This window comes from Xenophilus arseniciresistens, assembly GCF_028023875.1.
Lineage (GTDB): Bacteria > Pseudomonadota > Gammaproteobacteria > Burkholderiales > Burkholderiaceae_C > Xenophilus > Xenophilus arseniciresistens.
In genome coordinates this window covers 184,043-200,329 of sequence record NZ_JAQIPB010000009.1, presented here as the reverse complement: position 1 = coordinate 200,329, position 16,287 = coordinate 184,043, and the positions used below count along the sequence as shown (strand labels likewise).

15 protein-coding genes are annotated in these 16,287 nt (G+C 69.6%); 3 read left to right on the top strand and 12 right to left on the bottom strand.

Features of this window, described 5'->3' with window-relative positions; translation table 11 throughout:
• Position 1 precedes the first annotated feature (1 nt).
• The 6 genes from PGB34_RS18675 to PGB34_RS18650 form a co-directional block, all read right to left on the bottom strand.
• On the bottom strand, positions 2-703 hold the full coding sequence (locus PGB34_RS18675; RefSeq protein WP_271429615.1) for an ABC transporter ATP-binding protein: 702 nt from the start codon (positions 701-703) through the stop codon (positions 2-4).
• A gap of 13 nt (positions 704-716) precedes the next feature.
• A complete protein-coding gene (locus PGB34_RS18670) occupies positions 717-1,457 on the bottom strand; it encodes an ABC transporter ATP-binding protein (protein WP_271429614.1) in 741 nt (246 codons plus the stop codon).
• A complete protein-coding gene (locus PGB34_RS18665; protein WP_271429613.1) occupies positions 1,454-2,461 on the bottom strand; it encodes a branched-chain amino acid ABC transporter permease in 1,008 nt (335 codons plus the stop codon). The genes PGB34_RS18670 and PGB34_RS18665 overlap by 4 nt, the downstream gene beginning before the upstream one ends.
• Positions 2,458-3,315 carry a branched-chain amino acid ABC transporter permease gene (locus PGB34_RS18660; RefSeq protein ID WP_271429612.1) on the bottom strand — a complete coding sequence of 286 codons (858 nt, stop codon included), beginning with the start codon at positions 3,313-3,315 and terminating at the stop codon, positions 2,458-2,460. The genes PGB34_RS18665 and PGB34_RS18660 overlap by 4 nt, the downstream gene beginning before the upstream one ends.
• Before the next feature lie 31 nt (positions 3,316-3,346).
• A complete protein-coding gene (locus PGB34_RS18655) occupies positions 3,347-4,525 on the bottom strand; it encodes an ABC transporter substrate-binding protein (RefSeq protein WP_271429611.1) in 1,179 nt (392 codons plus the stop codon).
• A 246-nt stretch (positions 4,526-4,771) separates the two neighbouring features.
• Positions 4,772-6,865, bottom strand: a complete 2,094-nt coding sequence (locus tag PGB34_RS18650) for a PhoX family protein (RefSeq protein ID WP_271429610.1) — start codon at positions 6,863-6,865, stop codon at positions 4,772-4,774.
• Positions 6,866-7,042: 177 nt separating this feature from the next.
• Here PGB34_RS18650 and PGB34_RS18645 point away from each other — a divergent pair, with 177 nt between their 5' ends.
• On the top strand, positions 7,043-8,434 hold the full coding sequence (locus PGB34_RS18645) for an FAD-binding oxidoreductase (protein WP_271429609.1): 1,392 nt from the start codon (positions 7,043-7,045) through the stop codon (positions 8,432-8,434).
• Here PGB34_RS18645 and PGB34_RS18640 read toward each other — a convergent pair.
• The 5 genes from PGB34_RS18640 to PGB34_RS18620 all read right to left on the bottom strand — a co-directional run bounded on the left by PGB34_RS18640 (position 8,431) and on the right by PGB34_RS18620 (position 13,321).
• The gene (locus tag PGB34_RS18640) at positions 8,431-9,210 is read right to left on the bottom strand and encodes an enoyl-CoA hydratase (protein ID WP_271429608.1); all 780 of its coding nucleotides are present in this window, start codon (positions 9,208-9,210) and stop codon (positions 8,431-8,433) included. The genes PGB34_RS18645 and PGB34_RS18640 overlap by 4 nt on opposite strands.
• Positions 9,207-10,388, bottom strand: coding sequence for a CaiB/BaiF CoA transferase family protein (locus tag PGB34_RS18635; RefSeq protein ID WP_271429607.1), 1,182 nt, complete (start codon positions 10,386-10,388; stop codon positions 9,207-9,209). Before PGB34_RS18635 ends, PGB34_RS18640 begins: the two co-directional genes overlap by 4 nt.
• Positions 10,389-11,369, bottom strand: a complete 981-nt coding sequence (locus PGB34_RS18630) for a Bug family tripartite tricarboxylate transporter substrate binding protein (RefSeq protein WP_271429606.1) — start codon at positions 11,367-11,369, stop codon at positions 10,389-10,391. It lies immediately after the preceding gene.
• A 109-nt stretch (positions 11,370-11,478) separates the two neighbouring features.
• Positions 11,479-12,378, bottom strand: a complete 900-nt coding sequence (locus PGB34_RS18625) for a LysR family transcriptional regulator (protein ID WP_271429605.1) — start codon at positions 12,376-12,378, stop codon at positions 11,479-11,481.
• A 34-nt stretch (positions 12,379-12,412) separates the two neighbouring features.
• Positions 12,413-13,321 carry a LysR family transcriptional regulator gene (locus PGB34_RS18620; RefSeq protein WP_271429604.1) on the bottom strand — a complete coding sequence of 303 codons (909 nt, stop codon included), beginning with the start codon at positions 13,319-13,321 and terminating at the stop codon, positions 12,413-12,415.
• A 70-nt stretch (positions 13,322-13,391) separates the two neighbouring features.
• Between PGB34_RS18620 and PGB34_RS18615 the strand changes: the two genes are divergently transcribed.
• Positions 13,392-14,396, top strand: a complete 1,005-nt coding sequence (locus tag PGB34_RS18615) for a bile acid:sodium symporter family protein (protein WP_271429603.1) — start codon at positions 13,392-13,394, stop codon at positions 14,394-14,396.
• A gap of 15 nt (positions 14,397-14,411) precedes the next feature.
• Here PGB34_RS18615 and PGB34_RS18610 read toward each other — a convergent pair whose 3' ends face one another.
• The gene (locus PGB34_RS18610; RefSeq protein WP_271429602.1) at positions 14,412-15,158 is read right to left on the bottom strand and encodes a hypothetical protein; all 747 of its coding nucleotides are present in this window, start codon (positions 15,156-15,158) and stop codon (positions 14,412-14,414) included.
• Between the two features lie 151 nt (positions 15,159-15,309).
• On the opposite strand from PGB34_RS18610, the gene dmeF reads away from it, so the two are divergent.
• Positions 15,310-16,284: a CDF family Co(II)/Ni(II) efflux transporter DmeF gene (gene dmeF, locus PGB34_RS18605; RefSeq protein WP_271429601.1), complete on the top strand. Its 975-nt coding sequence runs from the start codon at positions 15,310-15,312 to the stop codon at positions 16,282-16,284.
• Positions 16,285-16,287: the final 3 nt, after the last annotated feature.

The following is a 16,287-nucleotide window of genomic DNA, read 5'->3' as shown; positions in this document are numbered from 1 at the left end:
GTCAATGCACCGCCAGGCCGACCCAGCGCTCCAGCGTGCCGGTGTCCTGCGCCAGCGCCTCGGCAGGCGCGTCATGCACCACGGCCCCGTGGTCCAGGATGAGCGCGCGGCTCGCGTAGGCCAGTGCTTCTTCCACCTGCTGCTCCACGATCACCACGGCGATGCCCGTCTGCTGGCTCATGTAGCGAAAGGCCGCGAGCAGCTCCTGGCGGATCAGCGGGGCCAGGCCTTCGAGCGGCTCGTCCATGAGCAATAACTTGGGCCGCCCCAGCAGGGCGCGCGCCACCGACAGCATCTGCTGCTCGCCACCCGACAGCTGGTTGCCGCCGTTGCGGCGGCGCTCGGCCAGTCGCGGGAACAGCTCATAGGCCTCCTGAAGTGCAGCCCTGGGCCGGCGCTTGAGACCGGCCAGCAGGTTCTCTTCGACGCTGAGCGAAGGGAACACATCGCGCGTCTGCGGCACCAGGCCCAGTCCGCGCTCGGCGCGCTGGTGGGCCGACATCCGGCTCACGTCCTCGCCCTCGAAAAGCACCGCGCCGCCACGCAGCGGGATGACGCCCATCACGGCGCGCAGCGCGGTGGTCTTGCCCACGCCGTTGCGGCCGATCATCGCCAGCCGCTCGCCGCGCCCGACCTCAAAAGTCAGACCGTCCAGCACCGTCATCGGCCCATAGCCCGCGCGGGCCGCCTTCACTTGCAGCATGCCTTGCGTCATTTCAGTTCCCCAGGTAGGCCGCGCGCACGGCCGGGCTGCGCCGGATCTCGTCGGGTGTGCCGTCGGCCAGCACGGCGCCTTCGCACAGCACCAGGATGCGGTTGGCCAGGCGGAACACCAGGTCCATGTCGTGTTCGATGATCAGCACGCCCAGCTCGCGCGGCAGCGCATCCAGCGCCGCCAGCAGCCGCCCGCCGTCGCCCTTGGGCACGCCGGCCATGGGCTCGTCCAGCAGCAGTACCTTCGGTCGCAGGGCCAGGGCCAGCGCCATTTCGATCAGGCGCTGCTCGCCATAGGCCAGGTCCTGCGTGGGCGTGGCGGCGTGTGCGGCCAGGCCGAAGCGCTCGAGCAGCTCGCGCGCCTCCTGGCTCAGGTGTGGGTAGCTGTCGACGCTGCGCCAGAGGCCACCGCCCAGCCCTTCGCGCTCGAACAGCGCCATCTCGATCTGGCGCTGCGCGGGCAGGTGCGGTGCCAGCGTGGTGATCTGGAAGGTGCGGGCCAGTCCGCGGCGCACGCGCTGGGCCTGCGACAGGCGCGTGACGTTCTCGCCGCGCAGCCAGACTTCGCCGCCGTCGGAGCCCACCACGCCGCTGATCTGGTGCACCAGCGTGGTCTTGCCGGCACCGTTGGGCCCGATCAGCGCAAGGCGGTCGCCGGCCGCCAGCTGGAACGAAACATCGCGCGTGACGTGCAGGCCGCCGTAGCGCTTGTCCACGTGGCGCAGTTCCAGCAGCGCGCTCATCGTGCGGCTCCCAGGCGCGCGCGCAGCCAGACCCAGGCCCTGCCCGGCGGCACCAGCACCACGCCCATCAGCAGCGCGCCGACGATGAACAGCCAGTGGTAGGGGTTGATGGAAGACGCCGTGTGGTGCAGCACCAGGAACAGGGCTGCGCCGATGAGTGCGCCACTGAGCCGACCCGCGCCGCCGAGGATCAGCATGACCAGCACCTCGGCCGACAGGCCGAAGGAAAGGCTGTCCAGGCCCACCACGGCCGTGGTCTGCGCCGACAGCGCGCCCGCCACGCCGGCCAGCGCGCCGGCCAGGGTGTAGATGAGCAGCAGCCGCGCATACACCGGCGTGCCCAGTGCCGCCATGCGCGCGCGGCTTTCGTGGATGCCGCGCACCGCCAGGCCGAAGGGCGAATCGACGAGCCGGCGCGCCACGTAGAAGCCAAGCACCAGCACGGCCAGCGCGTAGTACGCGGCCACGCGGCCTTCGAGGTCGAACTCGAAGCGGCCGAGCAGCGGCGCCATCAGATAGCCCGACAGCCCGTCGTCACCGCCGGTCCAGTCGCGCGCCTTGTGCGCCACCGACAGCACCAGTTGCGAGACCGCGACCGTCAGCATCAGGAAGGTGAAGCCGTGATAACGCAGCAGGAAGGCGCCGCTCAGGCCAGCCAGCAGTGCGCCTGCCAGCAGGCCGACACCCAGGCCCAGCAGCGGGTCGGGCATCACATGCAGCGCGAAGATTCCGGCGGCGTAGGCCCCGACGCCGAAGAGCGCGCTGTGGCCCAGCGTGGCCAGGCCGGCCACGCCCACCACCAGGTCCAGCGACAGCACGAGCAGGCCGATGATGAAGATGCGCGTGAGCAGGCCCAGCTGCTCGGGCATCAGCAGGCAGGCCGCCAGGCCCAGGGCCAGCACCAGCAGCGGCGCGCGCCAGGCCGGGGCGCAGCGCGGTGCCGGCTGCGCGGGCGATGCGGCAATGGCCTGCGCCGCCGTATCGGAAAGGGTGGTGGTGTTCATCGCTTCAGCAGTCCGTTGGGGCGCCAGGCCAGCACGAGGGCCATGGCGGCGTAGAAGAAGAGGCTGCCCCAGTCGGAGGCCAGGTACTTGCTGGCCGTCTCGATGAGGCCGAGCAGGATGGCCGCGCACAGCGAGCCGGGGATGCTGCCCATTCCGCCCACGGCCACGACCACCAGCACGAGCACCAGGTACTTGAGCGCGTAGTAGGGCTCCAGCGGCATCACTTCGGCCCCGAGCACGCCGCCCAGGCCCGCCATGGCCGCGCCCGCGGCGAAGGTCAGGCACTGCACCAGGCGGATGGGAATACCCAGCGAGGAAGCGGTGCCCGGGTGGTCCACCGTGGCGCGTAGCCAGATGCCGAAACGCGTGCGCGTCACCATCCAGGCCGCGCCCAGGGCCACGGCGATGCCGGCACCGATCACCAGCAGGCGCTGGGCCGGCAGCGTGCGAAATCCCAGGTCCACCGATCCGGCCAACGACGGCGGCAGTTTCACCATCTGCACCTGCGGGCCGACCAGCGCATTGGTGCTGGCGATGAGCACGAAGCTCAGGCCGATGGTGAACAGGACCTGGTCCAGTTCCTTGCGCTGGTAGAGATGCCGCAGCACCGTCGCCTCCAGCAGGGCGCCCAGCAGGCCGGTCGCCAGCACGGCCAGCGGCACCGCCAGCCAGAAGCTCCAGCCCATTTCGCGCGTCATGAGCGCCACGCAGTAGCCGCCGACCATGGCGAAGGCGCCATGGCTCAGGTTCACGAAGCGCATCAGGCCCAGCGTGACCGACAGCCCGACGGCGATGACGAACAGCACCATGCCGTACGCCAGGCCGTCGATCAGGATGTTGGAGAAGGTGTTCACGACGCCTCGCCCCTGTGCCTCGCCGCCCGCTTCAGGGACTCAGGCCGAAGTCGACCTGCGGCCCGAAGCTCTGCATTTCGGCGTTGACGAGCAGGCCGCCCTGCTTCTCGACCTTGCGCAGGTACACGTTCTGCGTGATGTGTCGCGACTTCGGGTCGATGCGCACCGGCCCGCGCGGGCTCTCCCACTGAAGCTGGCGCGCGGCCGCCAGCGCCTTCGCCCCGTCCTTGCGTCCGGCCGTGGCTTCGATCATCTTGTGGATCACATGCATGCCGTCCCACGCGCCCACCGAGGCGTAGTTCGCCACGGCTGACGCATCCTGCTTCTTCAGGGCCGCCACGAAGGCCTTGTTCTGCGGCGAGTCGTGCGCGCCCGAGTAGTGGAAGGCGGTGGTCAGGCCCAGCGCGGAGTCACCGAACTTCTGCAGATCGAATTCGTCGGTCTCTGCCGTGCCCAGGAACTGGATGCCGGCCTTGGCCAGGCCGTTCTCGTTGTACGCCCGCACGAAGCCCAGGTTGGGCGGCCCACCCGGCAGGAAGGTGTAGACGGCCTGAGCGCCACTGGCGCGGATGCGCTGCGCGAAAGGCCCGAAGTCCGTGGTCGCGATCGGCATGCGGATCGTCTCCACGATCGTGCCGCCCTGCTTCTCGAACTCACTCTTGAACGCGGCCTCGGCATCGACGCCGGGCCCGTAGTCGGTCACGGCCGTCACGATCTTCTTGAGGCCCTGCTTGGCCGCCCACTGGGCCAGCGGCACCGTGACCTGCCACAGCGTGTAGCTGGTGCGCACGAAGTACTCGGACTTCTCGGTGATGGAAGAGGTGGCGGCATTGAAGATCACGGCCGGTGTCTTCGACTGCTCGATCAGCGGCGCGACCGCGAGCGCATTGGGCGTGAACACGAAGCCGCCCAGGTAGTCCACCTTGTGCTTGACGATCAGCTCCTGCGCCAGCACGCGCGTCTGCGCGGGGTTCGGGCCGCCGGTGTCGCGGTAGATCAACTCCACGGTCTTGCCCGCGAGCTTGCCGCCCTGGCTGGCCACATAGGCTTCAGCGCCGGCCTTGAAGAGCGAGCCGTAGTGCGCGAAGGGGCCTGAGAAGGGGCCGACGATGCCGACCTTGATGGTCGCGTCCTGCGCCTGCGCAAAAGGGTGGATGAAAGCCGCCGCGGCGAGCGCGGCGCCGCACAGGGCGCGTCGATTCAGGGGCATGTCGTCTCCTTCTGGGTGCCGTCGGGGGTGCGGCTTGGATGAGGCTTGATTTTGGTTGATATACCAACCAGTTGCAATCTCAACTAAATGAGGGTTATCCCACCCCTGGCTTGCCGGCCCCGCGGCCAACGCAAGCAGCCCGGCCCCTTTTCCCCAGAAAGCAAAGGGCCGTGCCCCGGAAGGCACGGCCCTTGATGCAGGAAAGAAGCGCGCGGTGAAGAGCGCTTGCGCCTGTCCTGTGTCGCCTCAGACGCCGATCTGGCCGCCGTCGGCCTTGCGGATCACCACGGTGGACGCGCGCGGGCGCACGGTGCCGGTGGGCAGGGCCGTGGCATCTTCCGTCTCGTACGCCGGCCAGTTGGCCGGGTGCTGGATGTTCAGGAAGATGGTCGTGTGGTCCGGCGTGTAGGCGAAGCCGGTGATCTCGGCCTCGTTGGGGCCGACGAAGAAGCGGCGCAGCTCGGCCTGGTTGTCCTTGTTGATCGCCGGGCCGACGCCTGCGTCGGCCGCCAGCGCCTTGGGCACCACGGCCAGCATCTGGTCGTTGGTGGCACGGGCCACGGCGTTGTTGCGGCCACCGTCGATGCCGTTGTCGGTCTGGATCCAGAGGATGCCGCGGTCATCGAAGCAGATGCCGTCGGGGCTGGCCAGCTGGTTCAGCGCCGTCAGGCCCGAACGGTTGGTGTCGGCATCGGCCGCAGCGTCGGAACCGAAGACGAAGATTTCCCACTGGAACTCGTTCGACTCGGCATCGTCGTGCCAGCGGATGATGTGGCCGTTGACGTTGTTCAGGCGCGGGTTGGCGGGGTTGGTGCCCGTCGTGGCGTTGCGGCTGCTGTTGTTGGTCAGCGTCAGGTAGACGTCGCCGTTGGTCGGGTGCACGGCCGTCCACTCGGGGCGGTCCATGGGCGTGGCGCCCACGAAGTCGGCCGCGCCGCGCGTGTTGATCAGGATCTCGGCCTGGGTGGCGTACTGGTCGCCCAGCTTGCCGCCGTCCTTGCCGGCGCCTTCGGGCGTCAGCGGCAGCCACACGCCCTTGCCGGCGTCGTCGAAGCGCGCCACGTACAGCGTGCCCTTGTCCAGGTACTTGGCGCCCACGGCCAGGCGGTCGGTGCGGTTGGCATCGGCCGGATCCCACACGGCTTCGGAGACGAACTTGTAGACGTACTCGAAGCGCGAGTCGTCACCACTGTAGAAGGCCAGCGGCTTGCCCGCGACCGGCGTGCCATAGGCCGCGCCTTCGTGCGCGAAGCGGCCCATGGAGGTGCGCTTGGTGGCGATGCTGTCGGGGTTGTAGGGATCGATCTCGACCAGGTAGCCGAAGCCGTTGGCTTCGTTGCGCCAGTCTTCCAGGAACGATGCGCCCGTGGGGGTCACGTCGAAGCGGCGGAACTCGCCCGTCGTGTCGGTGGCTTCGCCGGCGGTTTCCCACTGGTAGCGGCCCAGCGTGGAGCCGATGCCCACGCGCGTCTGGTGCGCCGGGCGGGTGCCCTTGTTGACGAAGCAGGCGGCCCAGTTCTCTTCGGCCGTGATGTAGGTGCCCCAGGGCGTGAAGCCGTTGCCGCAGTTGTTGTTGGTGCCGCGCACCTTGCTGCCGCTGGGCGAGAAGGGGGTCTTGACCCAGTCGGTGCGGCCCACGGGGCCGGCCAGTTCCATCGGCGTGGCCGAGGTGAAGCGGCGGTTGTAGCGCGAGTTCTTGACGATGTCCCAGCGGCTGCCGTCGAGCTTGATGTGCAGCACGGCCACGCCGTGGGCGTTGATTTCCTTGCGCACTTCCTCGGTCGGGCGCTTGCCGTCGACAGAGGTGGGGCCGGCCGGGTGCAGGGCGTTCTGGTCGATGTACTCGTGGTTCACCACCAGCAGGCCTTCGGTCGAGCTGCCCTGCAGGGGGAAGAAGTGCATGCCGTCATGGTGCATGCCGGTGGAGTTCAGCAGGTCGTTGGACGAGTTCAGGCCGTCCTTGCTCCAGGGTGCGGCGTCGTCGTTCAGCGGCGTGCCCCAGGCACCCAGCACATGGGCCACGTAGCCGGCCGGCACCACGCAGGCGTCGGTCATCGAGGTGGGCAGCGAGTCGAAGCCCAGCTTGACTTCGGGTGCCGGTGCGGGCGCCGGTGCGGGCGAAGGTGCCGGTGCCGGCGAAGGCGCGGGTGCCGGGGGAATGAAGGGGAAGCCGCCACCACCACCGCCACCGCCGCAAGCCGTCAGGCCCATGGTGGCCAGTGCAGCACCCAGGCCGCCACGGGCCATGGCGCGACGCGACAGGTTGCGTTCGAGGATCGCGCTGAAGGGTTCGTTCGCGCTCTGGTTGCGGACGATCTTGTCCGAAATCGATTTGCTCATGGGGCTTGCGTTGTGTGATGTCGATGCGTCGACGGGCGCGGGCAGTCTAGGAATCACTTGTGACGGAACGGTGTCAGACGCAGCTTCAGCCCGGGGCATTGGCCGCGGCCCCCTAGACTGCGCGCTCGCTTCGCGCGGCCCGGAACCTGCATGGCCGCTTTCATGAACGCACCGACGATGTCCTCTTTTCCCTCTTCCTTCTTCCAGGCGCTGACCGAGGCGCTGGGCGCCGATGCCGTCCAGACCGGCCAGGCCATCGCGCCGCGCCACCACAGCGACTGGAGCGGCGCGCCACCCGTGCAGCCGCTGGCCCTGGTGCGCCCGCGCAGCACGGCCGAGGTGGCGGCCGTGCTGCGACTGGCCCATGCGCAGGGCGTGCCTGTGGTGCCGCAAGGCGGCCTCACGGGCCTGGCCGGCGCGGCCGTGCCGCATGCCCAAGGCATCGCGCTGTCGCTGGAGCGCATGAACGCGATTGAAAGCGTGGACGCCGCGGCCGCCACGCTCACGGTGCAGGCCGGTGCCACGCTGCAGGCCGTGCAGGAGGCAGCCGGCGCGCAGGGGCTGCTCTTTGGCGTGGACCTGGGCGCGCGCGGTTCCTGCCAGATCGGCGGCAACCTCTCGACCAACGCCGGCGGCAACGGCGTGCTGCAGTTCGGCATGATGCGCGAACAGTGCCTGGGGCTGGAGGTGGTGCTGGCCGACGGCACCGTGCTGCCCATGCTGCGGCCCATGCTCAAGAACAACACCGGCTATGACCTGAAGCAGCTGTTCATCGGCGCCGAAGGCACGCTGGGCGTGATCACCCGCGCCGTGCTGCGCCTGCACCCGGCGCCGGCCGCCAAGGTCACGGCGCTGGTGGCGCTGGCCGACTTCGAGGCCGCGCTCACGCTGCTGGGCCGGCTGCAGCAGCGCTTTGCGGGCAGCGTGGCGGCTTTCGAGCTGATGTGGCGCGACTTCGTCGAGGCCTCGCTGAAATGGCAGTCGCTGCGCGAACCCTTCGACCAGCCCCACGCCTTCGTGGCGCTGGTCGATGTGGCCGGCAGCGACGAAGCGGGGCTGCGCGCCGCGCTGGAAGAACTGCTGGGCGAGGCCATGGAAGCCGGACTGGCGCAGGATGCGGTGATCGCCCAGTCGCAGGCCCAGGCCGGCACGCTCTGGAAGATCCGCGAGGCCACGGCCGAGCTGCCCACCCACATGCACCCGCCCATCAACTTCGACGTGAGCCTGCCGCTGGCCGACATCGGCCGCTTCGCCGCGCAGTGCCGCGCCACTTTTGATGCGCGCTGGCCCGGCCACACGGCGGTGTTCTTCGGCCACGTGGGCGACGGCAACCTGCACCTCTCGGTCGATGGCGCGACCGTGGACCATGACGAGGCCGGGGTGGAGCGCATCGTCTACGACAAGGTGGCGCAGTTCCAGGGCAGCGTGTCGGCCGAGCACGGCATCGGCACGCACAAAAAACCCTACCTGGGCGCCAGCCGCACGCAGGAGGAGCTGGCCGCCATGCGCGCCATCAAGGCCGCGCTGGACCCGAAGGGGCTGATGAACCCGGGGAAGGTGCTGGGCTAGGGCCTCCTGGAGCGGCCGGCGGCGCCGTTGAAGCGCGCCACGCCATCCCTGAAAGCCTGGCTGCCGTAGACCTGCTGCACCAGGTCATCGTCGGCCAGGCTGTGCTCCTGCACCAGGCGACGCAGGCTTTCCTTCACGGCCATCTGCGTCACGCTCGAAAGTCCGATCAGCCGCTGCGCCAGCGCCTGGGCCGCATCGTCCAGCTGCGCGCCCTCGCACACCTGCAGCACATAGCCGCAGGCCAGCGCTTCTGGCGCCGAGAGGTACTCGGCCAGCATCAGCATGCGCTTGACGCGCGGCACGCCAAAGGCCGCGACCAGGCGCGCGATGTTGCGCGCAGACAGCGTGTTCGACAGCGTCTTGGCAATGGGCGCGCCGAACTGCGAGCCTTCGCTGCAGAGGCGGAAGTCGCAGGCCGTGGCAATGGCCAGGCCGCCGCCCACGGCCCAGCCCTGCACCACCGCGATGGTGGGAACGCCCAGGCGCTCGACTGCGCCAACCACTTCCTCAACGTGCGCCTCGTAGCGCAGACCCTGCTCGCCCGATTCGAAGTCGGCGAAGTGCGAGATGTCGGTGCCCGAGATGAAGGACTTGCCGCCCGTGCCCTTGAACAGCACGGCGCGCACCGAAGGCTCCTGCGCGCAGCGCTGCAGATGCGCCAGCAGCGCGCCGTACATGGGCATGGACATCGCGTTGTGCTGCTGCGGCCGGTTGACCACGATCTGCGCCACGCCCTGCGGCCCCAGCGTGAGTTCCACGCAATCGGCCTGGCTCATGCAGCGGCCTTTGCGCCCGTGGTGGCGCGGATCTCGGCCAGGATCTCCTGCGTGTGCTCGCCCAGCAGCGGCGGGTGGCGCCGCACCTGCTGCGGCGTGCCCAGCAGCTTGACGGGAAAGCCGATGTTCTTGACCTTGCCTTCGATGGGATGGTCGATCTCCATGCTCATGCGGCGGTGCGTGCCGTGCGCGCCTTCAAAAGCCTGCGGGTACGACAGGATGGGCCCGGCCGGAATGCCCGCGGCGAGCATGGCCTCGATCCAGTCGGCACTGTCGCGCTGGCCAAACTCATGCTCCAGCGCATCGATCAGCGCCTCTCGGTTGCGCAGGCGCAGCGCCACGGTGGCGTAGTCGGGGTGCTCGACCAGGTCCGGGCGTTCGAGCAAGGTGCACAGCCGCGACCACAGCTTCTGGTTGGTCGCGCCCATCACGAAGTAGGCGTCGCGCGCCTTCACGGCCTGGTAGGGCGCGCTCATCTTGTTGCTGGTGCCCAGCGGCGTGGGCGCCTTGCCGGTGCCCCAGTACTCCGACATGTCCCAGACCGAGAAGGCCATCGCCGCGTCGAACAGCGAGGCGTCGATGTGCTGGCCCACGCCACTCTTTTGCGCGCCGATGTAGGCCGACAGCAGGCCGCAGGTGGCGAACAGCGCGCAGCCGATGTCGGCCACCGGCACGCCGGCCTTGACCGGCTTTTCGCCGGGGTAGCCCGTCACGCTCATCACGCCCGACATGGCCTGGGCCATCAGGTCGAAGCCCGGGCGCTGCGCCCACGGGCCGCTCTGGCCGAAGCCCGAGATGCTGGCGTAGACGATCTTCGGGTTGATCTCGCGGATCGATTCGTAGTCGATGCGCAGGCGCTGCACGACGCCGGGGCGGTAGTTCTCCACGATGATGTCGGCCGTCCTGGCCAGCGCGTAGAAATCGGCGCGGCCCTGGTCGGACTTGAGGTCCAGCACCACCGAGCGCTTGTTGCGGTTCATGTTCAGGAAGCCCATGCTGTCGGGCCCCTTCATCTTGAAGCCCATCGCGCCGCGGGTCTGGTCGCCTTCGGGCGGCTCCACCTTGATCACGTCGGCGCCCAGGTCCGCCAGCATCATGCAGGCGAAGGGCCCGGCCATGACCTGGCTCACGTCCAGCACGCGGATGCCCTGCAGCGGCAGTTGACGACTTTCGTTCATTCAGCTTTCCTCCGTGACCTTGGCGGCGCGCACGACCTCGCCCCACTTCCTGTACTCGTCCACCATGAAGGCGGCGAACTTGTCGACCGAGCCGCCGCCGCCCTCCACGCCGTAGCCGTCGAAACGGGTGACGACATCGGGCATGGCCAGCACCTTGTCGATGTCGGCATTGATCTGCTGCGCCAGCGCCCTGGACATGTCCTTGGGGCCGACCACGCCGTACCAGCTGGACACATCAAAACCCTTGAAGCCCTGCTGGTCCATGGTCGGCACGTTGGGGAAGCCGCTGGCGCACGTCAGGCGCGTCTGCGCGATCGCACGCAGCTTCCTGCCGTTGACCTGCGGCGCGGCCGAGGTCATGGTGTCGAAGCTGTAGTCGATCTGGCCGCTGATCAGGTCGGTCTGCATCGGCCCCGAACCCTTGTAGGGCACATGCAGGGTCTTCACGCCCGCGGCAAGGCCGAACATCGCGGCGGCCAGGTGCTGCACCGAGCCCGCGCCCGAGGAGCCGAAGCTCACCGGCTCGGCGCTCCTGCGGCATTGCTCGACCACCTCCTGCACCGACGCCGCAGGGGTCTTGCCGTTCGTCACCAGCAGGTGCGGCGTGGCGCCCACCAGCGCGATGGGCGCGAAGTCCTTGAGCGGGTCGTAGGTGATGCTCTTGAAGATCTGCGGCGAGATGGCGTGCGTGTTCACGTGGGCCATCAGCAGGTTCAGGCCGTCGTTGAAGCGCGACCTGGCGAAGAAGTCCGCCGCCAGTGCGCCCGTGGCGCCGGGCTTGTTCTCGATCACCACGGGCCGGCCCCACAACTCCGACAGCTTCTGGCCCACGATGCGGGCGAACACGTCGGTGCCGCCGCCGGGCGCCCAGCCCACATAGATCTTGACGGTGCCTTTGGGCAACTGCGAAGCCGCAGGCGACAGATGGGCAGTCGCCAGCGCGGCGGCGCCGCTGCAGGCGAGGAAGGTTCGGCGTCTCAAGGGTGTCTCCGGTCGTTGTGGCGCTACTGTCCGGCAGCAGCGCGACCGCCGCAATGGCGCGGCGGACATGCCTGGATTCGCAAACCGCGAAGGCTCGCGGCGGCCAGGTTCAGCGCGGCGGCTCGCGCAGCAGCGCCAGCACGTTCTGCAGCGCCTGCTGCTGGGCATGCCCCAGCGCGGCCGACAGCACATAGGCCCGGCGCGCCCAGTCCCCCTCCAGCGCCACCGTGCCCAGCCCGGCTTCAGGGTGCAGGCTGTGCAGCACGGCCGGCGGCATCAGCCCCACGCCCAGGCCGTGGCGCACCAGCGCCAGCATCGAATCGAAGCCGCTGGTGATCAGCTGTGTCGAGAACGCGCGCCCGCGGCTGCGAAAGCCGCGCTGGATGGCCGTGAGCACGGCCGAGCCCTTGCCCAGGGTCACGATGGGCAGTTCCAGCAGCGCGTCGATGCCCACCGCCTCGCCGCCGAAGGCGTAGTGCGCGCGGCTGTAGACCAGCACCAGCTCGTCGTGCCGGTAGTCGAACTGCGGCAGGTCCAGAAAGCCGCTGGTCTTCTCATAGATGCCGATGTCGATCACGCGGTCGCGCAGCAGCTGCTGCACGATGCGGCTGTTCTCTTCGATCACCTTGAGCGTGATCTGCGGATAGGCCTGGCGCAGCCGGGCCAGGTCGGCCGCGAGGAACTGGATCATGGCGGCCTTGGGCGCCGCGATCACCACGCGCGCATCGTGGCCGCTGCTGAGCACGGCCGCGTCTTCTTCCAGTCGGTCGATCAGGTGGTCGATCTGCCGGATGTGCGCCAGCAGCCGGCTGCCGGCTTCGGTGATCTTCACACCATGGGCCACGCGCGTGAACAGCGGCGCGCCCAGCTGCTGCTCCAGATCGCTCACGCGCCTGGAGGCAGCGGCCGCGGCCAGGCTGAGCCGGTCGGCGGCACGCGAGATGCTGCCTTCTTCGGCAATGCACAGCACCAGCTGGACGGTGGCGGAATCGAGCTTGAGGCGGGTCATGGGCGGGCTGTGAGCATACGTCGTGGCTGCGCGCTCAGCGCTCGCGCGTTTGCAGCTCGCCGGCCACGCGCGCGATCAGCTCCCAGGCCACCTGGGCCACGGGCACCAGCGCACGGTTGCGCCGGTGCACCAGCATCAGCTCGCGCTGCACGCGCGGCAGCAGCGGGCGCTGGACCAGCGCTTCGCCCAGGTCGCCCGGCCCGATGGCCAGCCGCGGCACCACCGACAGGCCCAGCCCCGCTTCGAGCATGCGGAAGATGGTGGTGGCATGGCCCACCTCCTGCACCACATGGGCCTGCACGCCCTGCTCGGCCAGCGCGCGGTCGATCAGCCGCCGGCTGCCCGAGGCCGCGTCCAGCAGCACCAGCGGCTCGCCGGCCAGCTCGGCCCAGCGCAACTGGCGCTTGCGCGCCAGCCGGTGCGTGCGCGGCAGCACCAGGCAGAAGGATTCGGTCAGGATGGTCTGCGCATGCAGGTCCTCGCGCTCGCCCGGGTCCACCACCACGCCGAAGTCCACTTCGCCCAGGCGCACGCTGTGCAAGGTCTGCTGCTGGATGCGGTCGAGCACCACCAGTTGCAGCTCGGGGTGTTCGTCGCGGCAGCGCGCGATGCAGGCCGGCAGCAGGTGCGCCGACAGCGTAGGGCTGCTGGCCACGCGCACGCGGCCGCGCCGCTGCGTGACCAGACCCTGCACGCCCTGCAGCACGGCGTGCAGCTCGTCCAGCGCGCCCTGCAGGCCGCCGGCCAGGCTGCGGCCGGCCTCGGTCAGCACCACTTCGCGGGTGTTGCGGTTGAGCAGCTTCACGCCCATCTGCAGTTCCAGCTCGCGCATGCAGCGGCTGACGGCCGGCTGCGTGAGGCCCACCTGCGCCCCCGCGCGCGTGAAGCTGGCCGTGGCCGCCACGGCCTGGAACACCTGGAGCTGGCGCAAGGTCACATTCATGAGTTTGAATCATAAATAGATCAGTCAAATCAATTTCTCTTTTGACTGCGCGCTGGTTCCAATCGGGGGCATGCAAAGACCGCGCTTTCTTCCCGACAACTTCATGCTCATGCTGCTGGGCACGGTGGCCCTGGCCAGCCTCTTTCCCGTCCACGGGCGGGCGGCGCAGGGCCTGGGCTGGCTGACCACGGTGGCGGTGAGCCTGCTGTTCTTCTTGCACGGCGCCAAGCTGTCGCGCCCAGCCATCCTGGCCGGCATCGGCCACTGGCGGCTGCACCTGATGGTGGTGGGCGCCACCTTCGTACTGTTCCCGCTGCTGGGCTGGGCGCTCAAGCCGCTGCTGTCGCCGCTGGTCACACCGCAGCTCTACATCGGCGTGCTCTTCTTGTGCGCGCTGCCGTCCACCGTGCAGTCCTCCATCGCCTTCACCTCCATGGCGCGCGGCAACATGCCGGCGGCCATCTGCGCGGCTTCGGGCTCGACCTTGATGGGCATCGTCTTCACGCCGCTGCTGGTGGGCCTGCTGCTGGGCCAGAGCGCGGGCATGGGCGACCCGCTGTCGGCCGTGGGCCGCATCGCGCTTCAGCTGCTGGTGCCCTTCATCCTGGGCCATCTGCTGCAGCCGCGCATCGGCGGCTTCGTCAAGCGCCGGGCTTCGCTGCTCAAGGTGGTGGACCAGGGCTCGATCCTGCTGGTGGTGTATGCGGCCTTCAGCCATGCGGTGATCGACGGGCTGTGGTCGTCGATGCCGCTGCCGGCGCTGGCCGGCCTGGCGCTGATCTGCGCGCTGCTGCTGGCGCTGGTGATGGGCCTTCTGATGTGGAGCTGCCGGCGCCTGGGCTTTTCGAAGGAGGACGAGATCGCCATCGTCTTCTGCGGCTCCAAGAAGAGCCTGGTCAGCGGCGTGCCCATGGCCAACGTGCTGTTCGCCGCCAACGTGGCCGGCGCCATCGTGCTGCCGCTGATGCTGTTCCACCAGATGCAGCTGATGGTGTGCGCCGTGGTGGCGCGGCGCTATGCGGCGCGCGGGCAGCCGCCGGATATGCCGCAGCAGGCGGTGCCCGGGCGCGCCTGAGCGGCCGCGGCCGATTCAGGTTTGCTGCTGCAGCAGCAATGCCCTGGCCGCTTCGATGCGCAGGGCCAGCGCCACGCTGTCGTCGTTCATGGTGTGAAGCAGGAAGGCGCGCGCCTGGGCCTGGGCGGATTGCGCGGGCTCAGGCGGCGTGGGGGCCTTGACGGCCGGTGCCGGCGCTTGCGCAGCGCTTGAATCCGGCGCGCGCAGCGCCGTCATCGCTTCTTCAAAGTCTGCCGGGGGGATGGGCGCCAGCACGCGCAGCAGCTGCGCCTGGCCTTCCTCATTGGGCTCGATGTCCAGCCAGGGCGTGTCGCCGAACACCGGCGCCAGGTCGGGTGCCACGAAGGCCGACCAGTTGCCCGTGTCCTGCAGGGCGGGCACCTGCGCAGGGGGCTCGCCGCCCTGCGCCGCGGGCCACAGCCGCAGCCGGCGCGGCTCCACATCGGCGATGAAGCGCTGGCACAGGCGCTCCAGGAAGGCCTGGGCCTGCGCGGCCGGCACGGGCGCGGCCATCGAGAACCACAGCTGCATCTGGTCCACGCCGGAAACCGCGATGCCCGGCGCCGGCAGGCCCAGCTCGGCCTGTACGCCGTGCCAGACACGGCCCAGCACGCCCCAGTCGGGCGCCCGCTGCAGCCCCAGCACCGCCGCGCGCACGCGGCCGCCGGCATCGGCCAGGGCCAGAGGCGCGCCCTCGGCGTGGCTGGCGGGCAGCAGGAACAGGCGCTGCAGTTCAAGGGTGAGCTTGGGGTTCATCGTCATACAAGGGCAAGCCATCCGGGCAGATGAGGGCAGATGGCGCGGCGTCGGGCCGCGCAGACCGGCGATCTTGCCATTGCGCCAGGGCCACGACCGGGCGGGCCATGCAGGCGCACGCACGGTTGATATAGTTCCCCGGACTGCCTGAGCTGCCATGGATACCGCTGCGCACCGCGCGCCCTTTTCGGCGCCACACGAACACCTCTACCTGGGCGCCGGGCACCGGCACAACGAGCGCCGCGTGTGGCTGGTCATCGCGCTGACGGCCGGCATGATGCTGGCAGAGATCGTCGGCGGCGCGCTGCTCGGCTCGATGGCGCTGGTGGCCGACGGCTGGCACATGGCCACCCATGCCGGGGCCATGCTGATCACGGCGCTGGCCTACCGCTACGCCCGGCGCCATGCGCGCGACCCGAGCTTCGCCTTCGGCACGGGCAAGCTGGGCGACCTCGCCGGCTTTGCCAGTGCCGTGGTGCTGGCGCTCATCGCGCTGCTGATCGGCTACGAAAGCATGCTGCGGCTGGTCGATCCGATCCCGATCCGCTTCGGCCAGGCGATCGCGGTGGCGAGCGCGGGACTGGCGGTCAACCTTGTCTCGGCATGGCTTCTTGCCGGCGAGCCTTCGCATGCCCATCACGGCCACGATCACCACCACCACCATCATCATCATCATCATCATCACGGGCATGGGCACGACAACAACCTGCGCGCGGCCTACATCCATGTGCTGGCCGACGCGCTGACCTCCGTGCTGGCCATCGTGGCCCTGCTGCTGGGCCGCAGCTACGGCTGGCTCTGGGCCGATCCGCTCATGGGCGTGGTGGGCGCGCTGGTGATCCTGCGCTGGTCGTGGGGCCTGATGCGCGATGCCGGCAGGGTGCTGCTGGACGCGCCCTCGGAGGCGGCCGAAGTCGCGCAGGAGATCCGCGACGCGCTGGCCGGCAGCGGCGCCGACATCCACGACCTGCATGTCTGGCAGGTGGGGCCTGGGCATCTGGCGGCGATCGTGTCGCTCAGCGCGGCGCAGCCCCGCCGCGTGGACGACTACAAGTCACTGCTGGCGCCGATCCATGAGTTGGCGCACGTCACCATCGAGGTTGCGCACGCGCCGCAGCCGGCCGGCGCCTGAAGA

What these genes read in the sequence shown, in the direction of transcription:
- PGB34_RS18675 (WP_271429615.1), bottom strand. Translation starts at nt 703, where the DNA reads ATGCTGCAAGTGAAGGCGGCCCGCGCGGGCTATGGGCCGATGACGGTG.
- PGB34_RS18670 (WP_271429614.1), bottom strand. Translation starts at nt 1,457, where the DNA reads ATGAGCGCGCTGCTGGAACTGCGCCACGTGGACAAGCGCTACGGCGGC.
- PGB34_RS18665 (WP_271429613.1), bottom strand. Translation starts at nt 2,461, where the DNA reads ATGAACACCACCACCCTTTCCGATACGGCGGCGCAGGCCATTGCCGCA.
- PGB34_RS18655 (WP_271429611.1), bottom strand. Translation starts at nt 4,525, where the DNA reads ATGCCCCTGAATCGACGCGCCCTGTGCGGCGCCGCGCTCGCCGCGGCG.
- PGB34_RS18650 (WP_271429610.1), bottom strand. Translation starts at nt 6,865, where the DNA reads ATGAGCAAATCGATTTCGGACAAGATCGTCCGCAACCAGAGCGCGAAC.
- PGB34_RS18645 (WP_271429609.1), top strand. Translation starts at nt 7,043, where the DNA reads ATGTCCTCTTTTCCCTCTTCCTTCTTCCAGGCGCTGACCGAGGCGCTG.
- PGB34_RS18640 (WP_271429608.1), bottom strand. Translation starts at nt 9,210, where the DNA reads ATGAGCCAGGCCGATTGCGTGGAACTCACGCTGGGGCCGCAGGGCGTG.
- PGB34_RS18635 (WP_271429607.1), bottom strand. Translation starts at nt 10,388, where the DNA reads ATGAACGAAAGTCGTCAACTGCCGCTGCAGGGCATCCGCGTGCTGGAC.
- PGB34_RS18625 (WP_271429605.1), bottom strand. Translation starts at nt 12,378, where the DNA reads ATGACCCGCCTCAAGCTCGATTCCGCCACCGTCCAGCTGGTGCTGTGC.
- PGB34_RS18620 (WP_271429604.1), bottom strand. Translation starts at nt 13,321, where the DNA reads ATGAATGTGACCTTGCGCCAGCTCCAGGTGTTCCAGGCCGTGGCGGCC.
- PGB34_RS18615 (WP_271429603.1), top strand. Translation starts at nt 13,392, where the DNA reads ATGCAAAGACCGCGCTTTCTTCCCGACAACTTCATGCTCATGCTGCTG.
- PGB34_RS18610 (WP_271429602.1), bottom strand. Translation starts at nt 15,158, where the DNA reads ATGACGATGAACCCCAAGCTCACCCTTGAACTGCAGCGCCTGTTCCTG.
- dmeF (WP_271429601.1), top strand. Translation starts at nt 15,310, where the DNA reads ATGGATACCGCTGCGCACCGCGCGCCCTTTTCGGCGCCACACGAACAC.